17 protein-coding genes are annotated in these 22896 nt (G+C 69.6%); 12 read left to right on the top strand and 5 right to left on the bottom strand.

Translation table 11 applies throughout. The features are described from left to right. Window positions 1–96: 96 nt before the first annotated feature. On the bottom strand, window positions 97–1263 hold the full coding sequence (locus MFF06_RS08315; RefSeq protein ID WP_238202802.1) for a branched-chain amino acid ABC transporter substrate-binding protein: 1167 nt from the start codon (window positions 1261–1263) through the stop codon (window positions 97–99). Window positions 1264–1424: 161 nt separating this feature from the next. On the opposite strand from MFF06_RS08315, the gene MFF06_RS08310 reads away from it, so the two are divergent. From MFF06_RS08310 to MFF06_RS08300, 3 genes are all read left to right on the top strand, one after another. Further along, the gene (locus MFF06_RS08310) at window positions 1425–2630 is read left to right on the top strand and encodes an amino acid aminotransferase (RefSeq protein ID WP_238202801.1); all 1206 of its coding nucleotides are present in this window, start codon (window positions 1425–1427) and stop codon (window positions 2628–2630) included. Between the two features lie 248 nt (window positions 2631–2878). Next, the gene (locus MFF06_RS08305) at window positions 2879–4510 is read left to right on the top strand and encodes an ABC1 kinase family protein (RefSeq protein WP_238202800.1); all 1632 of its coding nucleotides are present in this window, start codon (window positions 2879–2881) and stop codon (window positions 4508–4510) included. A gap of 272 nt (window positions 4511–4782) precedes the next feature. Next, window positions 4783–6048 carry a sensor histidine kinase gene (locus MFF06_RS08300; RefSeq protein WP_238202799.1) on the top strand — a complete coding sequence of 422 codons (1266 nt, stop codon included), beginning with the start codon at window positions 4783–4785 and terminating at the stop codon, window positions 6046–6048. Between the two features lie 266 nt (window positions 6049–6314). On the opposite strand, the gene MFF06_RS08295 is transcribed toward MFF06_RS08300, so the two are convergent. After that, a complete protein-coding gene (locus MFF06_RS08295; RefSeq protein WP_238202798.1) occupies window positions 6315–6635 on the bottom strand; it encodes an Hpt domain-containing protein in 321 nt (106 codons plus the stop codon). 135 nt (window positions 6636–6770) lie between these two features. Between MFF06_RS08295 and MFF06_RS08290 the strand changes: the two genes are divergently transcribed. The 6 genes from MFF06_RS08290 to MFF06_RS08265 all read left to right on the top strand — a co-directional run bounded on the left by MFF06_RS08290 (window position 6771) and on the right by MFF06_RS08265 (window position 14597). Continuing rightward, a complete protein-coding gene (locus MFF06_RS08290; RefSeq protein WP_238202797.1) occupies window positions 6771–8228 on the top strand; it encodes a sensor histidine kinase in 1458 nt (485 codons plus the stop codon). After that, the gene (locus tag MFF06_RS08285; protein ID WP_238202796.1) at window positions 8213–9589 is read left to right on the top strand and encodes a sigma-54-dependent transcriptional regulator; all 1377 of its coding nucleotides are present in this window, start codon (window positions 8213–8215) and stop codon (window positions 9587–9589) included. Before MFF06_RS08290 ends, MFF06_RS08285 begins: the two co-directional genes overlap by 16 nt. A 136-nt stretch (window positions 9590–9725) precedes the next feature. Beyond that, the gene (locus MFF06_RS08280; protein ID WP_238202794.1) at window positions 9726–11054 is read left to right on the top strand and encodes an MFS transporter; all 1329 of its coding nucleotides are present in this window, start codon (window positions 9726–9728) and stop codon (window positions 11052–11054) included. A gap of 19 nt (window positions 11055–11073) precedes the next feature. After that, entirely contained in the window at window positions 11074–12330 is a 1257-nt protein-coding gene (locus MFF06_RS08275; RefSeq protein ID WP_238202792.1) for a metallophosphoesterase family protein, read from the top strand. A gap of 40 nt (window positions 12331–12370) precedes the next feature. Next, on the top strand, window positions 12371–13636 hold the full coding sequence (locus MFF06_RS08270; RefSeq protein ID WP_238202791.1) for an arsenic transporter: 1266 nt from the start codon (window positions 12371–12373) through the stop codon (window positions 13634–13636). A 37-nt stretch (window positions 13637–13673) separates the two neighbouring features. Continuing rightward, window positions 13674–14597: a DMT family transporter gene (locus MFF06_RS08265; protein ID WP_238202789.1), complete on the top strand. Its 924-nt coding sequence runs from the start codon at window positions 13674–13676 to the stop codon at window positions 14595–14597. A 12-nt stretch (window positions 14598–14609) separates the two neighbouring features. On the opposite strand, the gene MFF06_RS08260 is transcribed toward MFF06_RS08265, so the two are convergent. Further along, window positions 14610–14816, bottom strand: a complete 207-nt coding sequence (locus tag MFF06_RS08260) for a hypothetical protein (protein ID WP_238202787.1) — start codon at window positions 14814–14816, stop codon at window positions 14610–14612. A 161-nt stretch (window positions 14817–14977) separates the two neighbouring features. Here MFF06_RS08260 and MFF06_RS08255 point away from each other — a divergent pair, with 161 nt between their 5' ends. The 3 genes from MFF06_RS08255 (at window position 14978) to eda (ending at window position 19015) form a co-directional block, all read left to right on the top strand. Continuing rightward, complete coding sequence (locus MFF06_RS08255) at window positions 14978–16183, top strand: type II asparaginase (protein ID WP_238202785.1); 1206 nt, start codon at window positions 14978–14980, stop codon at window positions 16181–16183. Between the two features lie 286 nt (window positions 16184–16469). After that, a complete protein-coding gene (gene edd, locus MFF06_RS08250) occupies window positions 16470–18293 on the top strand; it encodes a phosphogluconate dehydratase (RefSeq protein WP_238202784.1) in 1824 nt (607 codons plus the stop codon). 98 nt (window positions 18294–18391) lie between these two features. Further along, window positions 18392–19015 carry a bifunctional 4-hydroxy-2-oxoglutarate aldolase/2-dehydro-3-deoxy-phosphogluconate aldolase gene (gene eda / locus MFF06_RS08245; RefSeq protein WP_238202782.1) on the top strand — a complete coding sequence of 208 codons (624 nt, stop codon included), beginning with the start codon at window positions 18392–18394 and terminating at the stop codon, window positions 19013–19015. 67 nt (window positions 19016–19082) lie between these two features. On the opposite strand, the gene MFF06_RS08240 is transcribed toward eda, so the two are convergent. Next, the gene (locus MFF06_RS08240) at window positions 19083–21191 is read right to left on the bottom strand and encodes an ABC transporter ATP-binding protein/permease (protein WP_238202780.1); all 2109 of its coding nucleotides are present in this window, start codon (window positions 21189–21191) and stop codon (window positions 19083–19085) included. Window positions 21192–21383: 192 nt separating this feature from the next. Continuing rightward, on the bottom strand, window positions 21384–22895 hold the full coding sequence (locus tag MFF06_RS08235; RefSeq protein ID WP_238202778.1) for an NAD(P)/FAD-dependent oxidoreductase: 1512 nt from the start codon (window positions 22893–22895) through the stop codon (window positions 21384–21386). Window position 22896: the final 1 nt, after the last annotated feature.

Raw genomic sequence — 22896 nt, 5'->3', positions numbered from 1 at the left:
CAATCCGCTGACACGGATCGCGGCTCTCCGGCGATGAAGCACGGATTTAGTCCCCGCCGAAGTCTGCCGCAAGTCGCGCGGGGCACCGCACACCGTTCAATTCGGTCGCGGGCTCACCGGAAGGGCCGGCCCGGCGAAGTCGAGGCGCCCGTCCGGCTGTCGCCGCCACACCCGCAGGGCGACCACGCGGTCGTCGCTCTCGTCGCCCTGCGCGTCGAAGGCGACCGGTCCGACCAGGGTTCTGAACGGCCCCGCCCGGAGGGCTTGGGCGAGCTTGCGTCCGTCCACCCGGCCGGTGCGCGGGTCCGGTGACGCCCCGCGCTCCAGGGCCTGGGCCAGGATCTGCACCGCCGCGTAGGCGCTCGCGGCGACGGTGGCGCCCTCCGGCGTCAGGGGCTGGACCTTGCCGTTGGGTGGGACGGGCAGGCGCGGCGCCTCGGGTGGGGCGGTCATCACGGTCCCCTCCCCCGGTGCGCCCACCGTGGCGAAGGCGGGATCGAGGAGGCCGTCTCCCGCGACGAGGGTCGCGCCGAGATGCGCCTCGCGGAGGGCGCGCACCAGGGTCGCCGCATCGGGCGCCATGCCGCCGAAATACACGGCCTCGACCTTCGCCTCGGCGAGGCGGCGGACCAGGGCCGTGAGATCGACGCTGCCCCGGTCGAAGGAATCTGCCACCGCCTCGCGCTGGCCGAGGCTCCGCAGGCGCTCGGCGGCGGCGTCGGCCATGGCACGGCCGAAACCCGTGCGGTCGTTCACGACGGCGATGGGCCGGTCGGCGAAGGTTCTCGCGAGATAGTCCGCGGCGGCGCGGGCCTGCTGCGGGTCGCTCGGGCCGAGGCGGAAGAGGTTCCACAGGCCCCGCCCGGTGAGGGAGCCGTAGGTCGCGCCGGGGGTCATGAAGACGGTGCCGGAGCGGGCATAGACCGGCGCCGCCGCCGCCACGGCGGAGGATTCGAACGGGCCGACGACGAAGGCGAAATTGTCCGCCGCGAAGCGCGCCGCCACGGCGGCGGCTTGGCGCGGTTCGCCGGAATCGTCCGCGGTCGTGAGGGCGTAGCGGCGTGGCCCGGCCCGGTTGAGATCGGCGACGGCCTGCTCGGCGCCGATCCGCAGCCCCTGGCCGAAGGCGGCGTCGGGCCCCGTCAACGGTGCGGACAGGCCGATCCGCACCGGGGCGGGGACCTCGGCCGACGCTCCGCCCCGGAGGCCGACGAAGGCGACGAGGCCGAAGGTCAACGCGGTGAGAAACGCCGGGAATCGCATGGGCCGCTTGTAGCAGGCCGCTACGAAAGTCTCTCCCGGAAGTGTTCGCGATGGGGTCGCGATCCGCTGCGATCTGCGCGATAAGGCGCCGACTCGACGGATGCCGCGGCGCATCATGGTCGCCCCGGCGGGTCACGACAGACCGTTCCGGGACCAAGACAATGACCTCGCTGTTCGCCGGCATCCAGGATGCGCCCCTCGACCCGATCATGCGCCTGTTCGAGGCGTTCAATGCCGATACCCGTCCGGGCAAGCTGAACCTCGCCATCGGCGTCTATACCGATGCCGAGGGCAAGGTGCCGCGCCTGCGCGCCGTGCAGGAGGCCGAGAAGCGCTGGATCGAGAAGGGTCTGCCCAAGACCTACCGGCCGATCGAGGGCACCAAGCCGTTCCGCGACGCCGTCCAGGCCCTGCTGTTCGGGGACGGCGCGCCGATCCTCTCCCAGAACCGGGCGGCGACGCTGCAGAGCGTCGGCGGCACCGGCGCCCTCAAGATCGGCGCGGACGTGCTGGCCAAGCTCCGGCCCGGCGCGACCGTCGCGGTGAGCGACCCGACCTGGGAGAACCACCGCGCCCTGTTCACGCAGGCCGGCTTCACCGTCACCGAGTATCCCTACTTCTCGGCGGATACGGGCGGCGTCGATTACCCGGCGATGCGCGCCGCCCTCGCGGCGCTGCCGGCCGGCTCCATCGTGGTCCTGCACGCCTGCTGCCACAACCCGACCGGCGCCGACCTGACGGCGGAGGAATGGGCCGACCTCGTGCCGTTCCTGCGCGAGAAGGGGCTGATCCCCTTCCTCGACATCGCCTACCAGGGCTTCGGCATCGATCTCGACGCGGACGCGGCCCCGGTGCGGCTCCTCGCGGAATCGGGCCAGGAATTCTTCGTTGCCTCGTCCTTCTCCAAGTCGTTCTCGCTCTACGGCGAGCGCGTCGGCGCCCTGACCGTCGTCGCCTCCGACCCGGCGATGCGCGCCAAGGTCGAGGCACTGGCCAAGCGCTTGGTGCGGTGGAGCTACTCCAACCCGGTGACGCACGGCGCCGCCATCGTCGAGATCGTCCTCACCGATCCGGCCCTCAAGGCCGACTGGGTGAAGGAACTCGGCGAGATGCGAGAGCGCATCAAGGAGATGCGCGTGCGCATGGCCGACAGCCTCCATCAGCGCCACCCGGATCGGGGCTTCGAGGCGATCAAGGCGCAGAAGGGCATGTTCTCGTATACCGGCCTCAGCCCGGAGGAGGCCGTGAAGCTCCGCGAGGAGCACGAGGTCTACGCCCTGGAGACGGGTCGCATCTGCGTGGCGGCCGTCAACACCCACAACATCGACCGCGTGCTCGACGCCATCGACGGCGCCGTGAAGGGCTGAGCGGCCACTCCGGCCGTCGTTGCGAGCGAAGCGCAGCGATCCAGGGCGGCGGGCGATCCGGATGCCCCGCATCGCCGGATCGCGTCGCTGCCGCTCGCAACGACGATGAGGATAAGAGGGTTGAGCGGCTTCAGCGCCGCACCCGCCGGTTGAAAGCCCTTTCCGGCGACCCCTGCGTAAGTAGGTCCCAAAAAAGTCCTTAAGATCGGGCTGCGGTGAGGCCCCACTCCAGGAATCCCGCCAGCCTCATGCTCAAGACAGCCTTCGTTGCCGCACGCGACCGCCAGCGGCTGTCGGAGATCGCTTCGATCCTGATCGGCTTCGGGGTAACGCGCGTCGTGGACCGCCTCGGTCTGCGCGCCCTCCCCCTGCTGCCCCGGCGCCAGCCGCGGGTCGACGTGACGCGCCTGTCGGAGCCCGAGCGGATGCGCCGGGCCATCGAGGCCCTGGGGCCGACCTTCATCAAGTTCGGCCAGATCCTGGCGAGCCGCCCGGACCTGCTCTCGCCCGCCTGGACGGAGGAGCTGCAGAAGCTCCATAGCCAGGTCCCGCCCGTGCCGTGGGAGCAGATCCGCCACCAGCTGGAGCAGGACCTCGGCGGCCCGGCGGCGGAGATCTTCGCCGAATTCAACACCGAGCCCCTGGCCTCGGCCTCGATCGCGCAGGTCTACCGGGCGCGGCTGCACACGGGTGAGGACGTCATCGTCAAGGTGGTGCGGCCGAACCTGCGCAAGATCATCGAGGCGGACCTGCGCCTGATGGCGCACGGCGCCCGGATCGTGGAGGCGGAATGGCCGGACATGGCCCGCTATCAGCCCCGCGAGCAGATGCGCCACCTCGCCGACGGCCTCAACGGCGAACTCGACCTGCTCAACGAGGCCCGCAACTGCGAGCAGCTCGCGCAGATCTTCGAGGGCCGTGACGACATCGTCTTCCCCAAGATCCACTGGGAGTACTGCTCCGAGCGGGTGCTGGTGCAGGACTTCATCAACGGCATCCCGCCCAACGACGAGGCCGCCCTGGAGGCGGCCGGGATCGACAAGAAGGCGCTCGCCCAGAAGGGCACCGACGCCTTCCTGCAGATGGCCCTGATCGAGGGCCAGTTCCACGCCGACCCGCACCCCGGCAACATGCTGGCGATGTCCGGCAACCGGATCGGCTTCATCGATTTCGGCATCATCGGCCGCCTGTCCCAGCGCCGCCGCAACCAGCTCCTCGTCCTGATCGGCGCCATGCTGAAGCAGGACGCGGACGGGCTGATGGCCGTGCTGCTCGACTGGACCGGCGCGAGCAACCCCGACCTGACCAAGCTCCAGGTCTCGGCCCAGGCGTTCGTGGAGAGCCACTCGTCGATCCCGCTGAACCTCGGCCTCGTGCTCACCGACTTCATGAACATGGCCCGCGAGAACGACCTCGCCATGCCGACCGACCTCGCGATCCTGTTCAAGGGCCTCGTGACGGCGGACGGCGTGATGCGCCACCTCGACCCCAACTTCGACCTCTTCGCCGCCGCCGCGCCCACCGTGCGTGCGAGCATGCGCTCGCAATTCTCCCTCGACGGTCTCAAGCAGAAGGCCGAGGCCCTCGGCGCGGGCCTCTACGGCGCCGCCTCCGAGTTGCCGACGCTGATCCACCTGATGCTGGTGCGCCTGAAGCAGGGCCGCGTCACCGTCGAGATCGAGATCAAGGGCCTCGACAAGGTCACGCGCGGCATCGAGCGGGCGGCGGCCCGTGTCGCCGTGGCCCTCGTGGTGGCCGCCTTCGCGACGCAGCTCGCCCCGCGCCTCATCGACCTCGGAACCCCGGTCTTCGTCTCGATCGGGCTGGTCGTTTTCATCCTCGGGATCGGTTGGCTGGTTTTGCTGATGCGAAATCGGTAAATGAATACTTTAATACAGTTTCACCTCGTCGTCGCTTTGTCGCGCCCGGCAAACTGCAAAGTTAGCTTGCGGGCGTCGGACGCTATGTTACCGTTCAATACCCCTCGAATCGCGCGGATGCGGGTGCGGTCTTCGACATGAGCGGCGGATCGGTCCGCCGCCGAAGCGCGCCTCCGCTCGTCATGGCCGACGTCCGTGATCGAGTGGGGTCTGCAAGAGAGATCACCCCGTTCAAAACGGGGGATCCGGTGCGGAGGTGACGGGGGCTTCGGATGAACACGCTGAGCGCGCTGTTGGAGCCGGACGAGCGCGAGGGACGCATCCGCTACCTCGAGGCTGAGAACGCGCGGCTGCGCAACCTCCTGACCCAGGCCACGGAACTCGCCAACGTCGAACTCGAGCGGAACAAGCGCCTCGGCCGCATCGTCGAGGCGGTGCGGACGGCGGCGGAGGAGACGGCGGTCCTCTACCGCCGGGACATCGAGGACGGCGCGGCCCGCCTTGCCACCGCGGAGGAGTTGAACGCGCAGCTGCGGGCCAGCGAGGAATTCAACCGCCGGATCCTCTGGACGACGACCGACTTCATCGCGGTCCTCGATCTCGACGGGCGACTCATCACCGTGAGCGAGAACGGCCCCTCGATCCTCGGCCTCGACAGCCCGGCCGCCGCGATCGGGAAGCCATGGCCGGACTTCTGGACCTGCTTGGAGGATGCCGCCGCCATCGGGAGCAGCCTCCACGCCGCCCGGCTCGGCGCGTCGAGCCGCTTCCAGGCCCGCCTGCAGGGGCGGAGGGCGACCACGTGGTGGGACATCGCGGTCACGCCGATCCACGGGGCGGACGAGCGGCCCGAGCGTATCCTCGCCGTGGCGCGGGACATCACCGAACTGAAGCGCACCGAGGACCGGCAAACCCTGCTGATGCAGGAACTTTCCCACCGGATGAAGAACACCCTGGCCCTGGTGCAGGCCGTCGCCGCGCAGACCCTTCGGAACGCGCCCTCCCTCGACAGCGCCGCTGAGTCCCTGTCCGCCCGGCTCCAGGCCCTGGCGAAGGCGCACGACGTGCTGCTGCAGGGATCCTTCGCCAGCGCCTCCCTCGTCGCGCTGGTCGAAACCTGCGTGCAACTCCACAGCGACGGCGAGCCGGGCCGATTCCGCGTCGCGGGGCCGGATGTCACCCTCAGCCCGCACCAGGGCATGACCCTCGCCCTGATGCTGCACGAACTCGCCACCAACGCCACGAAATACGGGTCCCTCTCGACGCCCGGCGGGCATGTGGAGATCGGCTGGACCGTCTTCGACGGGCCACAGGGCCAGGGGCCGCTCCTGCGGTTCTCCTGGGAGGAGGCGAACGGCCCGCCCGTCGTCCCGCCGACCCGGACGGGTTTCGGCTCGCGCCTGATCGCGCGGACCCTCGCCCACAGCTTCGGCGGCACGGTGCGCCTGGCCTATCCCGTGACGGGCGCCGTCCTTACCTTCGAGAGCGCGCTGCAATCGATCGTGACCGGGGAGCCCGCCGCGCGGAACGCGGGCTGAGGGGCCGCCGACGCCATGGAACGGGCCGTGTCGCCCGGAACGTCCGGTCGTCGTCGCTCCTCGGAGTCCCGCCGAAAAGGCCCTGGCGGCCCATGATGCTCTTCTCGTCATTGCGAGCGAAGCGAAGCAATCCAGGGCGATGGGCCGTTTCCGAACGGGGCGCATCCCTGGATGTCTTCGCATTGCTTGCAGATGCAAGGGGGCGAAGACCTTCCGGCCGGAAACTCAGGATAGGGAGCCCGCCGCCCCGGTGCCGCGGCGGGTCTTCAGACGTTCGCCAGCGCGGCCAGAGTCTCGTCGCGGAGGCGAGCGGCCTCGCGGAGATCCGGCGCGAAGTCGCCGCCGCGTTGCGTCGCGTATTCCAGGTTGCGGCACGCCTCGCTCAATGCGTCGAAGCCGAGCATCCCCGCCATGGACACGAGGGTATGCGCTTCGCGGCCCACCTCCGTTCCGTCACGGCCCGATCCCCGCAGCGCGGTCGAGAGAAGGTCCCGGAGCCGCCCGGTCAGACGATCCAGCTTCTCGCGGCCGATCGTGGCGCCGAGTTCGTCGCGAGTCGTGGTGTTGAGGATGAGGGAACCGGACACCCAATCTCCTTCGGCGAGCGTTGACTTTAACGCCGTCACCATGCCCCGCTGACGGGATGGCGCCAAGCCGGGCGCCCCCGGTTCGACGGTCCGAAACCGGAAGCCCGGCCCAGGCAGTGGCGGTGGAAGCCTGCGGTGAGGATCGACAGTCTGCGAGCGCGCCTGCTGGCCCTCTGGATCATGCTCCTCGCCTCCTGCGCGGCGACGGCGTACCTCCTGTACGGCCTCTACACCCAATCGACGACGGTGCAGGTCGCGGAGGCCGAGGTGGCGGCGACGCGGGGCTGCCGGGCCATCATCGACAGAATGACCGGCGAGCGCGGCCGCAGAGCGCCAGAGACCTCGCCGGAGCGGGCCACGGCCCTGGCGCTGGCGGGGCTGCCCGGCGTCGAGGGCGGGGTGTGGACGGCGGCGAAGGGGCCGGTGGCCTACGCCTTCCCCACCTACGAGGGCACGGGCCCGAAGACCGACGTTCCGGCGGCGGAGCGCTCCGCCATCGAGGAGATCAACGCGGAGGCCCTGCGGGTGGAACACGCGGTGACCCTGAGGCGGCCGAGCCGCACGCAGGTGCTCGTCCTGCAGAGCTGCCCCCTGCGGGTCTACGCGCCCGACGCCACGGCCTGGACCATGCTCCGAACCCACGTGAACGAAGGGCCGGCCTATTCGCGGCTGCTCGCGGGCTTCGGCTTCCTGGCGATCACGGTCGTCGGCTCGGCGGTCTTCCTCGGGCGGTTCCTGATCGGGTTCTCGCGGCGGATCGCCCGGCTGGAGGCGGCCCTGGCCGCGCCGGTCGCGGAGACCGAGGATCTGCCGCATCTCTCGGCCACCGGCGAGCCAGAACTGGACCGCTTGGTCGATGCCCTCAACGCCGCGGGCGAACGGCTGCGGGCGGCCCATGAGCGTGCCATGGGCGCCGAACGGCTCGCCGCCGTGGGGCGGCTCGCCGCCAACCTCGCCCACGAGGTGCGCAACCCCATCGCCGCCATGCGCCTGAAGGCCGAGAACGCCCTGGCCAGCGGCGATCCCGAACGGTCCGCCACGGCGCTGCGCGCGGTCCTCGGGCAGATCGCCCGGGTCGATGCCCTGCTGCGCGACCTCCTGAACCTCACACAGCCGCGGTCCATCGCCCGGTCGCCCACACCCGTGAGCGGCCTCCTGCGCGAATGCACGCAGTTGCACGAGGATTTTGCAAGGGCGAAGGGGGTGAGCGTCGCGGTGGAACCGGGCGATCTGCCCGGGGACGACCATCCCCACCTCGACCGCGCGCAGATCGCCCGCGCCCTGGACAACCTGATCCTGAACGGCATCCAGCATTGCCCGTCCGGCGGGCGCGTCGCCGTCGCGGCGGAGCGGGTCGTCCGCGACGGGGCGCTGCTGCTCGTGCTGCGCGTGTCCGATACGGGCAAGGGAGTGGATCCCGCCCTGCGCCCGCGAATCTTCGAGCCCTTCGCCACGTCCCGCCCCGAGGGTACCGGCCTCGGCCTGGCCATCGTGCGGGAGATCGCGCGCGCCCATCGCGGCGATGCCCGCCTCGTGACGCGGGAGGGCGAGGGTGCTGCCTTCCTCATGGAGTTGCCATGGCGACCGTCCTGATCGTCGACGACGACCCCGCCCTGCGTGACGGCCTTGCCGAAACCGTCGGCGACCTCGGGCATGTGCCTGTGGTGGCGGCGAGCGGCGAGGAGGGCTTGGCGCGCCTCGCGGCCGGGGACGTCAACGCCGTCCTGCTCGACCTCCGGATGCAGGGTGCCTTCGACGGCATGGCCACCCTCGCCCGCATCCGCGCCCGGCCGGAGCCGCCGCCCGTCACCGTGCTCACCGCCTTCGCCTCACCCGCCAACACGATCGAAGCGATGCGCCTCGGCGCCTATGATCACCTGACCAAGCCCGTGGGGCGGGCCGACCTCGCGGCGGTCCTCGACGGGATGCTCCAGCGCGCCAGGCCCGATCCGGTGCCGGAGGATCGCCGCCCGGCGGGTGGCCTCGTCGGCTCCAGCGCGGCGATGCGGCGGGTGCAGAAGACCATCGGCCTCGTGGCCGACAGTCCCGCCACGGTGCTGATCGGCGGCGAGACCGGGACCGGCAAGGAGGAGGTCGCCCGCGCGCTCCACGCCTTCTCGGGGCGGCGGGACAAACCCTTCGTGCCCATCGATTGCGCTGCCATCCCCGCGCATCTCCTGGAGACGGAACTGTTCGGCCATGTCCGGGGCGGCTTTCCCGGCGCCACGGCCGACCGGACCGGCGCCTTCGGCCGGGCCGCCGGGGGGACGCTATTCCTCGACGAGGTTGGCGACATGCCCGCCGCCATGCAGGCCAAGATCCTCCGGGTCATCCAGGACCGGATGATCGCGCCGATGGGCGGCACGCCCGCGCGGATCGACGTGCGCCTCGTGGCAGCCACCCACCACGACCTGCCCGCCCTCGTCGCGGAGGGCCGGTTCCGCGCCGATCTCTACTACCGTCTTGCGGTGGTTCCGATCCTGATCCCTCCCTTGCGCGAGCGGCTCGCCGACATCGTTCCGCTGGCGGAGCAATTCCTGGCCGCCCACGGGAAGCGGCTGAGCGCGGGCGCTGCCGCGCGCCTCCTCTCCTATCCCTGGCCGGGGAACGTCCGCGAGTTGCGCAACGTCATGGAACGGGCGGCCTTCCTCGGGCGGGGCGGCATGGTGGCTCCGGAGGAGATCGACCTGCCCGGTGGCCAGGGACAGGCGGAACCGGACGGGGAACCCGCCAGCGACCTGCCCGGCGCTGTGGCCGCGCTGGAGCGCCGGATGATCGCACGCGCCCTCGACGAGGAGGGCGGAAACCGCAGCCGGGCGGCCCGACGCCTCGGCATCCAGCGCCAGCTGCTCTACGCCAAGATCGATCGATACGGGCTGGGCGATGCCGTGACGGAGCCGTCCGAAAAGACGACAGACGATGTCGGCAAATCCGACAGCGAGGACGGGCTCTGATCGCCTTTGCCCAGTCGATCCGCCTATTGCCGTCCCCTGACAGACACTTGATCGAAGCTTTCGGAACTTGCACACCGCTGATGCGTCAAGCACCCGCTCGATCCGCGAGGGGCGGAAGCGAGCGGGGATCGACGAGATGGACGCGAGCAGCGCGCGGGCCGGGTCGCAGGGCGGCCGGGCCGGAGGGCCTACGACCAAGAGCCCGACGAAGAAGGCCCTGCGCGGCCTGGATGCCCTGAACTTCTTCCTCGCGGACGTCCGCGACGGCCTTGGTCCCTACCTCGCGATCTACCTCATCGCCGTGCGCGGCCCGGACCAGGGGTGGAACGAGGCGACGACGGGCCTCGTGATGACCATCGCGGGGATTCTTGGGTTGGTGGCCCAGACGCCGGCGGGCGCCTTCATCGATTCGACAAACCGCAAGCGTGCGGTGGTGATCGGCGGCGCCATCGCCGTGACGGCGAGCTGCCTCGTCCTGCCCTTCATCTCGAATTTCTACGCCGTCACCGCCACCCAATCGATCGCCCACGTGGCTGGCACGATCTTCCCGCCGGCGCTGGCCGCGATCACCCTCGGCGTGGTCGGGCCGAAGATGTTTTCCAAGCGCATCGGCCGGAACGAGGGCTTCAACCACGCAGGCAACGCCGTCTCGGCCGCCGTGGCGGGCGGCCTCGCCTACTTCTTCGGCCCGATCGTCGTGTTCTGGCTGATGGGAATCCTGGCGGCCCTGTCCATCGGCGCGATGCTGATGGTGCCCGCCGACGAGATCGACGACGACCTCGCGCGGGGGATGACGGCGGAGGAGGAGCAGGCCGGGGAGCAGCCCTCCGGTCTCGGAACGCTGTTCAAGAACCGCGCCCTCCTGCTCTTCGCGGTGCTCTGCGCCGTCTTCCACCTCGCCAACGCGGCGATGCTGACCTCCGTCGGCCAGTTGCTGACCCACGTCTCGGGGAAGGACCACGCCACGTCGCTCATCGCGGTCTGCATCGTCGCCGCGCAATGCGTGATGGTGCCGGTGGCGATGTTCGTCGGCGCGAAGGCGGATGCCATCGGGCGCAAGCCGATCTTCCTCGTGGCCTTCGGCATCCTGGCGGTACGTGGGGTGCTCTACACCTTATCCGACAATCCCTTCTGGCTCGTCGCCGTGCAATTGCTCGACGGCATCGGCGCGGGCGTCTACGGCGCCCTGTTCCCCATCGTCGTCGCCGACCTGACCCGGGGCGGCGGGCGCTTCAACGCGGCCCAGGGCGCGGTGGCCACGGCGCAGGGCATCGGCGCCTCCCTGAGCGCGACGCTGGCGGGCGTCATCATCGTCTCCGCCGGCTACTCGGCGGCCTTCCTGTGCCTAGCGGCCATCGCCGGGATCGGCTTCGCCCTGTACCTGATCTTCATGCCGGAGACCCGTGACGCGATCGACGGGACCTCCGCGAGCGGCGGGGTGCCCCGCACCGCCGCCGTGGCTTGATCCGCAGGACGCCGCGATCATGACCGCCGACGCACCGGGTTCGGCACGGCCCTTCCTGTTCCTGCATGTGGGCGACCAGCATCTCACGGTCGCCGGAGCGCGCAACGCCCACGACCTCGACGCCATCCTGGCGCAGGTCGCCGGCCTGCCGCAGGGCTCGTACGATTTCGTCTACCTGCCGGGCGACATCGCGGAGAACGGCCTCGCCTCCGAATACGCCCTCATCGACGCGGGGCTGCGGCGGCATCCGGCGCTGCCCCTCCATCTCATCCCCGGCGACCACGACCGCCAATACGGGACGATGGACGACTTCGACGCGTTCCACGGTGCACACATGGCTCCGCGCCACCCGCCCATCACCAACGACCTCGACCGGCCGCCCACCGGGCCGGAAGGCCCTCCGCCCCGCGAGGCGATCCGGCAGTACTACCACGCGGAAACCTACGGCGCCGTGCGGGCGGTGTTCCTCGACATGATCAGCGCGGGCTACGGCCAGAAGGGCCAGGGCCTCGATTTCCGGCTCGGCCGCGAGCAGATGGAATGGCTCTCGGGCGAGATCGATAACGCGCGGCGCGAGGCGAAGACCTGCGCGGTCTTCATGCACAGCTACCCGGAGGATCTGGAGAAGAAGGAGGCCGCCGAGGTGGCGGGCCTGTTCTGGAGCGAGCGGGTGCGCCTCGTGGAGATGGGGCACACCCACTACAACGAACTCGCCCATGACGGGCGCACCACCTACGCCGCCGCCCGCTCCGTGGGCCAGAACGAGGACGGCTCCGTCGGCTACGCGGTGGGGGCGCTCGACGGTGGTGAGGCGGCCTGGCGTTTCCGTGCCCTCGACCGGACCTGGCCCTTCGTGCTGATCACCGCCCCCGTGGATCGCCGCCTCGCCACGCGGTCGCAGCACCTGCACGCTGACGGGACCGTCGCGGTGCGGGCCATGGTGCTCTCGGACAAGGCTCCCACCGTCTGCCGCTGCCGCGCAGACGATGGCCCGTGGCGCCCCATGGCAGCCGCCGGACCGGACGGGCTGTTCGAGGGACGTGTGGAATGGTCCCTCGGGTCCCGGCGCCTCGAAGTGCAGGCGATCCATCCCGATTGGCCGGGCTTCGGGCCCGATTTCATCGACAGCGACGTGATCGAACCCGCCGGGCGCGCCGTTCCCGAGCCGGAGCGTCCGACCCGGCCGGGCAGCGACGCGTGCAGCCTCGGCGCATGGCTCGAAAAGGGCGTGCGCGGCGACCAACTCGGGCCCAACCGCGCCGGGCGCGACTGGTAATCCCCTCCTCCCTGTCCCCGACCGAAAGACCGATCCCGTGATGGGTGCCCTTCCCCTGACACCGAACGTCGCGACCTGGGCCATCGCCGCCCTGGCGACGATGGGCGTGATCCTGCGCCCCTTCTCCTGGCCGGAAGCGATCTGGGCCGTGCTCGGCGCGGCGCTGCTCGTCGTTCTGGGCCTGCTGCCCTGGGAGGTCGCCCTCGACGGGGTGAAGAAGGGGACGGACGTCTACCTCTTCCTCATCGGCATGATGCTGCTCGCCGAGATCGCCCGGAAGGAGAGCTTGTTCGATTGGCTTGCGAGCAAGGCGGTGCGGGCCGCCAAGGGCTCGGCCTCGCGCCTGTTCCTCCTGGTGTACATCGTCGGCACGGTGGTGACGGTGTTCCTGTCCAACGATGCCTGCGCCGTGGTGCTCACCCCCGCCGTCTATGCCGCCACCAAGGCGGCGAAGGCCGAGAACCCCCTGCCCTACCTGTTCATCTGCGCCTTCATCGCCAACGCGGCGAGCTTCGTGTTGCCGATTTCCAACCCGGCGAACCTCGTGGTCTTCGCCGAGAACATGCCGCCGCTGGGCGAGTGGCTGCGCCTGTTCGCCCTGCCCTCGGTGCTCGCCATCGTGACGACCTTCATCGTCCTTCGCATCACACAGAACTCGGCCCTCAAGCAGACCATCGAGGCCGACGTGGAGACGCAGGACCTCGGCACGGGCGGCAAGGTGGCGGGCCTGGGGATCATCCTCACCGGCGCCGTGCTGATCGGCGCCTCGGCCATCGGCATCGAACTCGGCCTGCCGACCTTCGTCGCCGGCCTCGCCACGACCCTCGTCGTCATCGCGATCAAGCGCGGCGGGCTCATGGAGGTCGCCAAGGACGTCTCGTGGAGCGTCCTCCCCCTCGTCGCCGGGCTGTTCGTGCTGGTGGAGGCGCTGGAGAAGACCGGGGTGCTGGCGATGCTGGCCGACACGCTGAAATCCTACGCGGCGGGCGATCCGATGGCGACGGCCTGGGCGGGCGGCGCGGCCGTGGCCTTCGGGTCCAACCTCGTGAACAACCTGCCGGCGGGCCTCTTGGCGGGGGCGGCGGTGCAGACCGCCCACGTCTCCCAGAAGGTGGCGGGCGCCATCCTCATCGGCGTCGATATCGGGCCGAACCTCTCGGTGACGGGCTCCCTCGCCACCATCCTGTGGCTCACGGCGATCCGCCGCGAGGGCCAGAACGTCTCGGCGGGTCAGTTCCTGAAGCTCGGCTTCCTCGTCATGCCGCCGGCCCTGATCCTTTCGCTCGCCGCGCTTCTCTACCTCTGAGCCTCCCGCAGACCTTCCGGACCGGAGAACACGCCGCGTGTCAGCCGCCCTGCTCTATCCCTTCATCATCGTCGCGGGATGCCTCCAGGCCCTCGGCAACTCCATGAACGCGCAGCTGCGCGGCAAGATGGTCAATCCCTGGCTCGCGGCCACGGTGTCGTTCCTGCCGATCGTGTTCGTCTTCACGACGCTGTTCTTCACGATGCCGACTCCCCTTCCGACCCTCGATACCCTGGGCAAGATGCCGTGGTACGCGCCGCTGGGCGGCGTGGCGGGGGCGGTGGCGGTGTTCGGCGGCCTCGCCTTCATCGACAAGGTGGGCGCCGGGCCGTTCAACGGCATGACCCTGACCGCGAACATCCTGACCTCCCTCGCCATGGACGCCTTCGGCCTGTTCGGCCTCCAGGCCGCGGGCTTCAAGCCGCTACCCTGGCTGGGCGGGCTGCTGATGGCCCTGGGCGTGATCTTCATCGCCAAGACCGGCGGCAAGCAGGACGGGGGAGACGAGAAGGGCCTCGGCGCCAAGCTGCTCTACCCGTTCATCATCGTGGCCGGAATGCTCATGGCCGTCGGCGTCGTGTGGAACGCGCAGCTGCGCGGCGCCCTCGAGAACCCCTGGCTCGCCGCCACGGTCTCCTTCGTGCCCGTGGTGTTCGTCTTCGCCTTCATCTTCCTGTTGCGGCCGACGCCGCTGCCGAACCGTCAGGACCTCGCCGGGGTGCGCTGGTGGATGCCGCTCGCCGGCCTCACCGGCGCGGTGGCCGTGTTCGCCGGTCTGCTCTTCGTGGACAAGGTCGGAGCCGGCGCCTTCAACGGCCTCCTCATCACCGCCAACCTGCTGACCTCCGTCGCCCTCGACCATTTCGGCTGGCTCGGGATGAAGCAGGTCCGCGCCGGGGCGCCGCGCCTCATCGGCGCGGCGATCATGGTGGCGGGAATCGTCCTCATCTCGGTGTTCTGACCGGGACGATGCCTACTCCGCCGGAGGCACCGCGGCGGCCTCCGCCGTTCCCGGCTCCGGCGGCGCCTTGCGCGAGAAATAATACAGGTCGACTGCACGCCAAAACGCGCCGCGCTCCTCAATGCTACGGCGTTGCAGGGCCGATTCCAACAGATCCATGGCGTCTCGGGCGATATCGCTTCGCTTCAGTTCGTCCATCAGATCGGTGAGATCGGACATTACCACCTCCACGCGTGTCTACGACATCATGAAACGCTCACGCTTGAAACTCGATCCGTCCGGCTCCGCTCGGGTTGCTTAAGGACAAGCCTACGTTACGATCCCGGCCGTCCATGACACCCCGAAACCAGGGATCTTTCATGCCATCGAGCCGTCGTCGTTTGCGCTCTTCGCTGTGCGCGGCGATCCTGCCCCTCGCTTGCTCCTTCGGCGTGGGCACGGCGCCCCTTGCGGCCAAGGAGACGAAATCCGCGCCGCCCACCAACGAGGCCCGCACGCCCGAGCCCGCCCTCACTCCGGCGACCAAGCCAACCGAATCCGCGGCTACGGCCAAGGCGGCCGAGGCGCCTGCCGCCACTCCCGCCGCCGCCGAGACCCGCAAGCCCAACGTGGTGATCCTGGCCACCGGCGGCACGATTGCCGGCGCCGGCGCCACCTCCGCCAACAGCGCCTCCTACGCCTCCGCGAAGCTCGCGGTGGACAAGCTCATCGCCGCCGTTCCCGAGATCACAACCGTGGCGAACGTGCGCGGTGAGCAGGTCTTCCAGATCGGCTCCGAGAGCTTCACCGACGCGAAGCTGATCCAGCTCGCCAAGCGCGTCTCGGCGCTGCTGAAGCAGGACGATGTGGACGGCGTCGTCATCACCCACGGGACCGACACCATCGAGGAGACGTCGTTCTTCCTCAACCTCGTCGTGCACAGCGACAAGCCGATCGTCGTGGTCGGCTCGATGCGGCCCTCGACGGCCCTGTCGGCGGACGGTGCCCTCAACCTCCTCGACGCGGTGACGGTCGCGGGCAGCAAGGAGGCGATCGGCAAGGGCGTCGTCGTTACGATGAACGACTACATCCAGAGCGGTCGCGACGTGACCAAGCGCGTCAACGTGGTGCCCAATGCCTTCTACAGCCAGTGGGGACCGCTCGGCATGATCGTGGAGGGCAAGTCCTACTATTACCGGACCCTCGCCAAGCGCCACAACATGTCCTCCGAGTTCGATATCGACTCGATCGACAGCCTGCCCCTCGTCGGCATCGTCTACGGCTCGGGCAACATGATTCCCGCCGTCTACGACGCGGAGGTCCAGGCGGGTGCCAAGGCCATCATCCACGCCGGGACCGGCAACGGCTCCGTGCCGGACTACCTCGTGGATAAGCTGCGCGACATCCGCGCCAAGGGCACGATCATCGTGCGTTCCGCCCGCGTGCCGGACGGTTACGTGGTGCGCAACGCCGAGCAGCCCGATGACAAGTACGATTGGGTCGTCTCGCACGACCTGAACCCGCAAAAGGCCAAGCTCCTGGCGGCCCTGGCCCTCACCAAGACCACCGACACCAAGGAGATCCAGCGGATCTTCTGGGAGTACTGAGCGAGCAGCGGCCCTGCCGCACTCGGCCCCGTCCCGGGGTACCCGCCACGGCGGGCCCCGGGATGGGGACGTGGGGGAAGCCATCGGCTTTTGGGTGGCCTTCGAGATCCGCGGGAGCGGACGGATCGCTCGCGGTGCCGGGCATACGCCCGATCGAGTCATCGCGAACGCTTCGATGACGGACGATTTGTCCGTGTTGTCTCACAGCGCCGTGCAAACGATGTAAACGTTTTCACTGTCCGATTTCTGGGTTATAGTCCCATCGCCTGCCGAAGGAGGACTACCCATGACCGAGCTTCATCCCGAGGTCGCGGCCGTCACCGCGCGGATCGTGGAGCGCTCGCGGGAAAGCCGCCGCGCCTATCTCGCCCTCATCGAGCGCGAGCGCGAGTCCGGCGTGCATCGACCGAAGCTCGCCTGCGGCAACCTCGCCCACGGCTTCGCGGCGGCGGGAGAGGACAAGGCGGCGATCCGGGCCGGGCGTTCGATGAACATCGGCATCGTCACCGCTTACAACGACATGCTCTCGGCGCATCAGCCGTACGGACGCTATCCCGACCAGATCAAGGTCTTCGCCCGGGAGCGGGGCGCCACGGCGCAGGTGGCGGGGGGCACACCGGCCATGTGCGACGGCGTCACCCAGGGGCAGCGCGGCATGGAACTGTCGCTGTTCTCGCGGGACACCATCGCCCTGTCGGCGGCGGTGGGGCTGAGCCACGGCATGTTCGACGGCGCGGCGCTGCTCGGCATCTGCGACAAGATCGTGCCGGGCCTGCTGATCGGTGCCCTGCGCTTCGGTCACCTGCCGACGATCCTGATCCCCGCCGGGCCGATGCCCTCCGGCCTCGCCAACAAGGAGAAGCAGCGTATCCGGCAGCTCTATGCCGAGGGCAAGGTGGGCCGCGAGGAACTGCTCGAATCCGAGTCCGCCTCCTACCACGGGGCCGGGACCTGCACCTTCTACGGCACGGCCAACTCAAACCAGATGATGATGGACATGATGGGCCTGCACATGCCGGGCGCCTCGTTCATCAACCCCGGCACGAAGCTGCGGCAGGCCGTGACCCGGGCGGCGATCCACCGCCTCACCGAGATCGGCGCCGACGGCAACGATTACCGGCCCCTGGGCCGCTGTGTCGATGAGAAGGCCATCGTGAACGCCGCGGTCGGGCTGCTCGCCACGGGCGGCTCGACCAACCACGCGATCCACCTCCCGGCCATCGCCCGCGCGGCGGGCATCGTGATCGACTGGGAGGACCTCGACCGGCTCTCCGCCGCCGTGCCGCTCATCTGCCGCGTCTACCCGAACGGCGCGGGCGACGTGAACCACTTCCACGCGGCCGGCGGCATCAGCTTCGTGATCGCGGCGCTGCTCGATGCGGGGATGCTGCACGACGACATCCTCACCGTGGCCGGGCAGAGCCTGCGCGATCACGCCCGCGACCCGAAGCTCGCGGGGGACGAGTTGGTCTTCGAGAATGCCGTGCCCGAGAGCCTCGACGACACGATGATCCGGCGGCCCCACAATGCCTTCCAGCCGGATGGCGGGATGCGGCTGGTCAAGGGCAACCTCGGCCGGGCGACCTTCAAGACCAGCGCCGTCGAAGAGCAGCGCCGGACCATCGAGGCTCCGGCCCGGGTCTTCGACGATCAGGACGACGTTCTGCAAGCGTTCAAGGCCGGCGAACTGGAACGGGACGTGGTCGTCGTGGTGCGGTTCCAGGGCCCCAAGGCCAACGGGATGCCGGAGCTGCACAAGCTCACCCCGCCCCTCGGCGTGCTCCAGGATCGCGGCTTCAAGGTCGCCCTTGTGACGGACGGACGGATGTCGGGCGCCTCGGGCAAGGTGCCCGCCGCGATCCACCTGACCCCGGAGGCTCTGGCGGGCGGCCCCATCGGCCGGATCCGCGACGGGGACATCGTGCGCCTCTCCGGCCCGGACGGACGACTGGAGGTACTGGTGGCGGAGGGCGACCTCGCCGCCCGCGATCCCGCCCCCGCCCCCCGACCGGACCACGGCACCGGCCGCGAACTCTTCGCCCTCATGCGCTCGGGCGCGGACGGCGCCGAACAGGGCGCCTCGGCCATGCTGGCGGCGGCCGGGCTCTGACGACCTGGCACCTCGGCGCGAACCCTTTGGCGCCGTCGTTGCGAAGGAAGCGATGACGGTCGGAACGGAACGACGGCAGGACTGAGCACGGAGCGACCATGACCCAACCCTTGAGCATCGACGCGCTGATGCGGTCCGTGCCCGTCATCCCGGTTCTGGTGATCGAGGAGGTGGCCCATGCCCGCCCGATCGCCGAGGCCCTGGTGAAGGGCGGCCTCACGGCCCTTGAGGTCACGCTGCGGACCCCGGCCGCCCTCGATGTGATCCGCGAGATGGCGCAGGTCGAGGGAGCGGTGGTCGGGGCCGGAACGGTCCTCAACCCGCGCGACCTCGACGCGGCGATGACGGCGGGGGCGACCTTCATCGTCTCGCCCGGCCTCACCGCGCCCCTCACCGAGGCCGCGAAGGCCAACGGCGTGGCCTATCTTCCGGGTGTGGCCACCGCCGCCGACATCATGCGCGGCCTCGACCATGGGCTCGACCGGTTCAAGTTCTTCCCGGCCGAGGCGGCGGGCGGGATCAAGGCGCTGAAAGCGCAGTCGGCGGTGTTCGGCCAAGTGCGGTTCTGCCCCACCGGCGGCATCACCGAGGCCACCGCGCCGGACTGGCTCGCCCTCCCCTCGGTGCTCTGCGTCGGCGGAAGCTGGGTGGTGAAGCCCGGCACGCCGGACGGCGCCGCCATCGAGGCGGCGGCCCGCGCGGCGGCGGGGCTGCGGGCGTAGGGAAAACCCCCTCCCCCAACGGGGAGGGTTGTCGTCCCCGGCTACCGGCTACCGGCTACCTGCCGCCTCACTCGGCCGGCATCGGCACCACGTCGCGGGGAACGAAGCGCTCGCCCTGCTTCTCCAGCACCACCTTGCGGTCGTGGAGGGCCTCCAGCGTCGAGCGGTGGCCGATGGAGACGATGGTCGTCTCCGGCAGCCGCCGCCGGAGCATCCGGTAGATCTCGGCCTCCGAGGGCTCGTCCAGGGACGCGGTGGATTCGTCGAGGAACAGCCAAGCCGGCTTCGCGAGGAGCGCCCGCGCGATGGCCAGACGCTGCTGCTCGCCGCCGGAGAGACGGCGCTCCCACACGTCGTCCTCGTCGAGCTTGTCCGCCAGATGGGGCAGCTGCGCGTCGATGAGCGCTTGGCGGATCTCGGCGTCGGCGAAGGTGCCGGTGTCGTTCGGATAGATCACCGCCGCGCGGAGCGTGCCGAGGGGGATGTAGGGCCGCTGCGGCAGCAGCAGGGCCGACTGCCCGGCGGGCACGTCGAGGCGGCCGCGCCCGAAGGGCCAGATCCCGGCGATGGCCCGGAACAGGGTCGACTTGCCCGAGCCCGACGGCCCCGTGACCAGGGTGGCGGCGCCCTTCGGCAGGTTGAACGATTCCGCCGACACGATCTCCCGGCCGTCGGGCAGGGACAGGCCGAGGCCGGTGGCCGTGACGCCGCCGGTGGTGGCGTTGCCCTGTGCGATGCCGCTGTCGGTGCCGGCGAGCGCCTCCGCCTTCGTCATCGCCCGGCGGAAGGAGCCGAGACGGATGGTGTTGGCCTTGTAGGCGGCGAGCGTGGTGTACGCGTCCACGAAGAAGGACAGGGAGGTCTGGACCTGCCCGAAGGCGTTGCCGGTCTGCTGGAGCGCGCCCAGCGTGATCTTCTTGGCGAAGAAGGAGGGCGCGGCGAGCAGGTAGGGGAAGATGACGCTCAACTGCCGGTAGCTGAAGGTGAAGGCGATCAGCTTGATCCGGCGGAAGATGATGTTGGTGTAGTTCGCCACCACGAGGCCGAACAGCCCGCCGAGGCGCGAAGCCTCGGCCTTCTCGCCGCGGAGCAGGGCGATCTGCTCCGAATAGATGCGGTTGCGGGCCAGCGAGAAGCGGAAATCGGCCTCGACCTTCTCCTGCCGGAAGTTCAGCCCGATGAGCGGGCGGCCGATCAGGTGGGTCAGCCACGTCCCGACGACGGCGTAGGAGATCACGAGCCAGACGAGGAAGCCGGGCACCACGACGTCGGTGAAGGGCAGGACGAAGTCCCGCGAGATCGTCCAGAGGATGACGATGAAGGAGACGAGCTGCGCCGCTTGGCTCAGGAGCCGGATGGACAGCGTCGTGGTCTGCCGGATGAAGGCATCGACGTCCGATTGGATACGCTGATCGGGGTTGTCCGCCTCCTCCTCCGTGAAGGGGATGCGGTAGTGGGTGCCCTCGCCGAGCCAGCGGCCCGTGAGGCTGTGGGTGAGCCACGTCCGCCAGCGGATCAGCAGCGACGAATCGACGAACAGGTCGAACATGCCGATGATCAGGTTCAGCGTGGCGAGGGGCACGAAGACCCACAGCAGCTGATGCCAGAACGCCTCGGCGTTGTACTCCTGCAGGGAGTTGTACATGTCGCGGTAGAAGAAGTTGAACCGCAGGTTCAGCGCAACGTCGGCGAAGTTCACGAAGATCGACAGGGCGACGAGATTGCGCCCGATGCGCCCCTCGGTGCTGCCGAACCAGCGGAAGAGCTTGATCTCCTTGGTCGGCGCATCGTGGTTGGCGAAATAGGGGTCGGCGATCAGCGTGATGGCGCGGATCGGCTCCAGATAGGAGATGATGAGCACGATTCCGGCGAACACGGCCGCGCCGGTCGCGGCGAAGGCCGGAGGCAGGAGCGCCGCGATGACCGGCGGCAGGATGCCGCCCGCCGCGAGGGTCTGCCCGATGGCCAGGATCAGGTAGCCGACGCCGTAGACCGAGACGAAGACCTTCAGATAGGCCGAGATTCCGTTTGAGGCGACGAAGATACCCGCCAGAGCGAATCCGGCCAGGGACACATAGAGCGGCGGGCTCGGAATGCCGGGAAAGGCCAGCAGCACCAACGCGCACAGCGCGGTTATCACGGCCTGGATACCGAGCCCGGTCCTGATCGCCCCCACACGCCTCTCCTCTCACGTCCGCGAACCGTCAGGGATGGTTCGGCCCCGCGCACATGGGCGCGGGACGTGGCGAGATAGCGGCAAGGGATTGGCCTGTCGCGTGAAACTTCGGACAGGTTGAGTTCCGGCGGTTTTGTCGCTGGCGCGGTTCCGCGGCCCCGCGCCTCGGGCGACCGTTTTCGGGCGACGCCCTCAGGCGACCTTGCGCGGCACCAGCCGCTCGCTGGTAAGGGCCTCCTCGGCCCCGGAGAACCCGGACTCGGTGTACTCCGCGTCCTCGTTCACCCGCCAGACGTCGTGGCGGCGTGCGCCCAGGCGGATGTTCTCGACGGTCAGCATGGCCGTCATCATCGCGTGGTCCTGGTTGTTGTACTTGTGCATCCCGTTGCGGCCGACGAGATGGAGCGTCGGAAAGTCCCGCTCGAGTTCGCGGCGCACCGTGGCGACGTGGTTGGCATAATCCTCGTCGTAGACCGGATACGCCTTCGGCTGCCGGACCACGCAGGCATCGACCACGTCCGCCGGATCGATCAGGCCGATCCGGCCGATCTCCTCGCGGGCCAGGGCCACGAGGTCCTCATCGGAGGAATTCCACAGCCCGTCGCCCTCGAAGCAGAAGTATTCGAGGCCGAGGCAGGTGTGCGCCTCGTCGGGGATCATCTCCGGCGACCACGAGCGGAAGTTCTGCACCCGGCCGACCTTCACCGAGGGGTCGTGGATGTAGATCCAGTTGTCGGGAAAGGTCTTGTCGGACTTCGCGATCAGCGCCACCGTCAGGAAGTCGCGATAGGCGAGGGAGCGGGCGTTGAAGGTGCTGAGCGGGCGCGGTCGGATGGCGTTCACGAGGTCGCGCACCGGGGCGGACGAGACGACGTGCCGGGCGGTGAAGGTCTCGCGGCTGCCGTCGCTGCGGCGGGCGGAGACCGTCCAGATGCCGGTGCCGGGCTCGTAACCGAGGGAATCGACCGTGCGGTCGAGGAGCACGCGGCCGCCCTGGGCCTGCGTCTTCGCGGCCGCGGCCTCCCACATCATGCCGGGACCCCGGCGGGGATAGCGGAAGGACTCGATCAGCGTCTTGATGACGGGACCCCCGGCCTTTCCCCCGGCCTTGCGGCGGCGCAGGCCGAGCGAGCGCTTGACCCCATCGATGATCGCCGCGCCGAGGTCGAGCCCCTTGATGCGCTGCGCCGCCCAGTCGGCCGAGATCGCGTCGCAGGAGAGGCCCCAGACCTTCTCCGTGTAGGTCTTGAAGAAGATCGAGAACAACCGCTCACCGAACTGGTTGCGCACCCACTGATGGAAGTTCTTCGGCTCCTTCACCGGCCGCGCGCGGGCGTAGAGGTAGGAGGCCACACAGGCCGCGCTGGTGGCCAGGCCGAGGTTCCTGAGGGCTTCGAAGGCCTTCAGCGGATAGGCATAGTACTTGCCGTTATAGTAGATCCGCGAAAGGCGCGGGCGCTCGATGAAGTCGTTCGGCAGGATCTCGTCCCACAGATCGACCACGGCCTTGGACTTCGAGAAGAAGCGGTGTCCGCCGATATCGAACAGGTAGCCGTTGTGCGAGACGGTCCGGGAGATGCCGCCCACCTGCTCGGCATGGCTTTCCAGCACGGTCACCTGCCGCCCCTGCTTCGACAGCAGGTAGGCGGCGGTCAGCCCGGCCGGGCCCGCGCCGATCACCAGAGTCTCGGTGTGGTGGCTCATC

Source organism: Methylobacterium aerolatum (genome assembly GCF_022179085.1).
GTDB classification, from domain to species: Bacteria; Pseudomonadota; Alphaproteobacteria; order Rhizobiales; family Beijerinckiaceae; genus Methylobacterium; species Methylobacterium aerolatum.
Note: the sequence above shows the minus strand (reverse complement) of the source record. Positions and strands in the feature narration are given on the sequence as shown.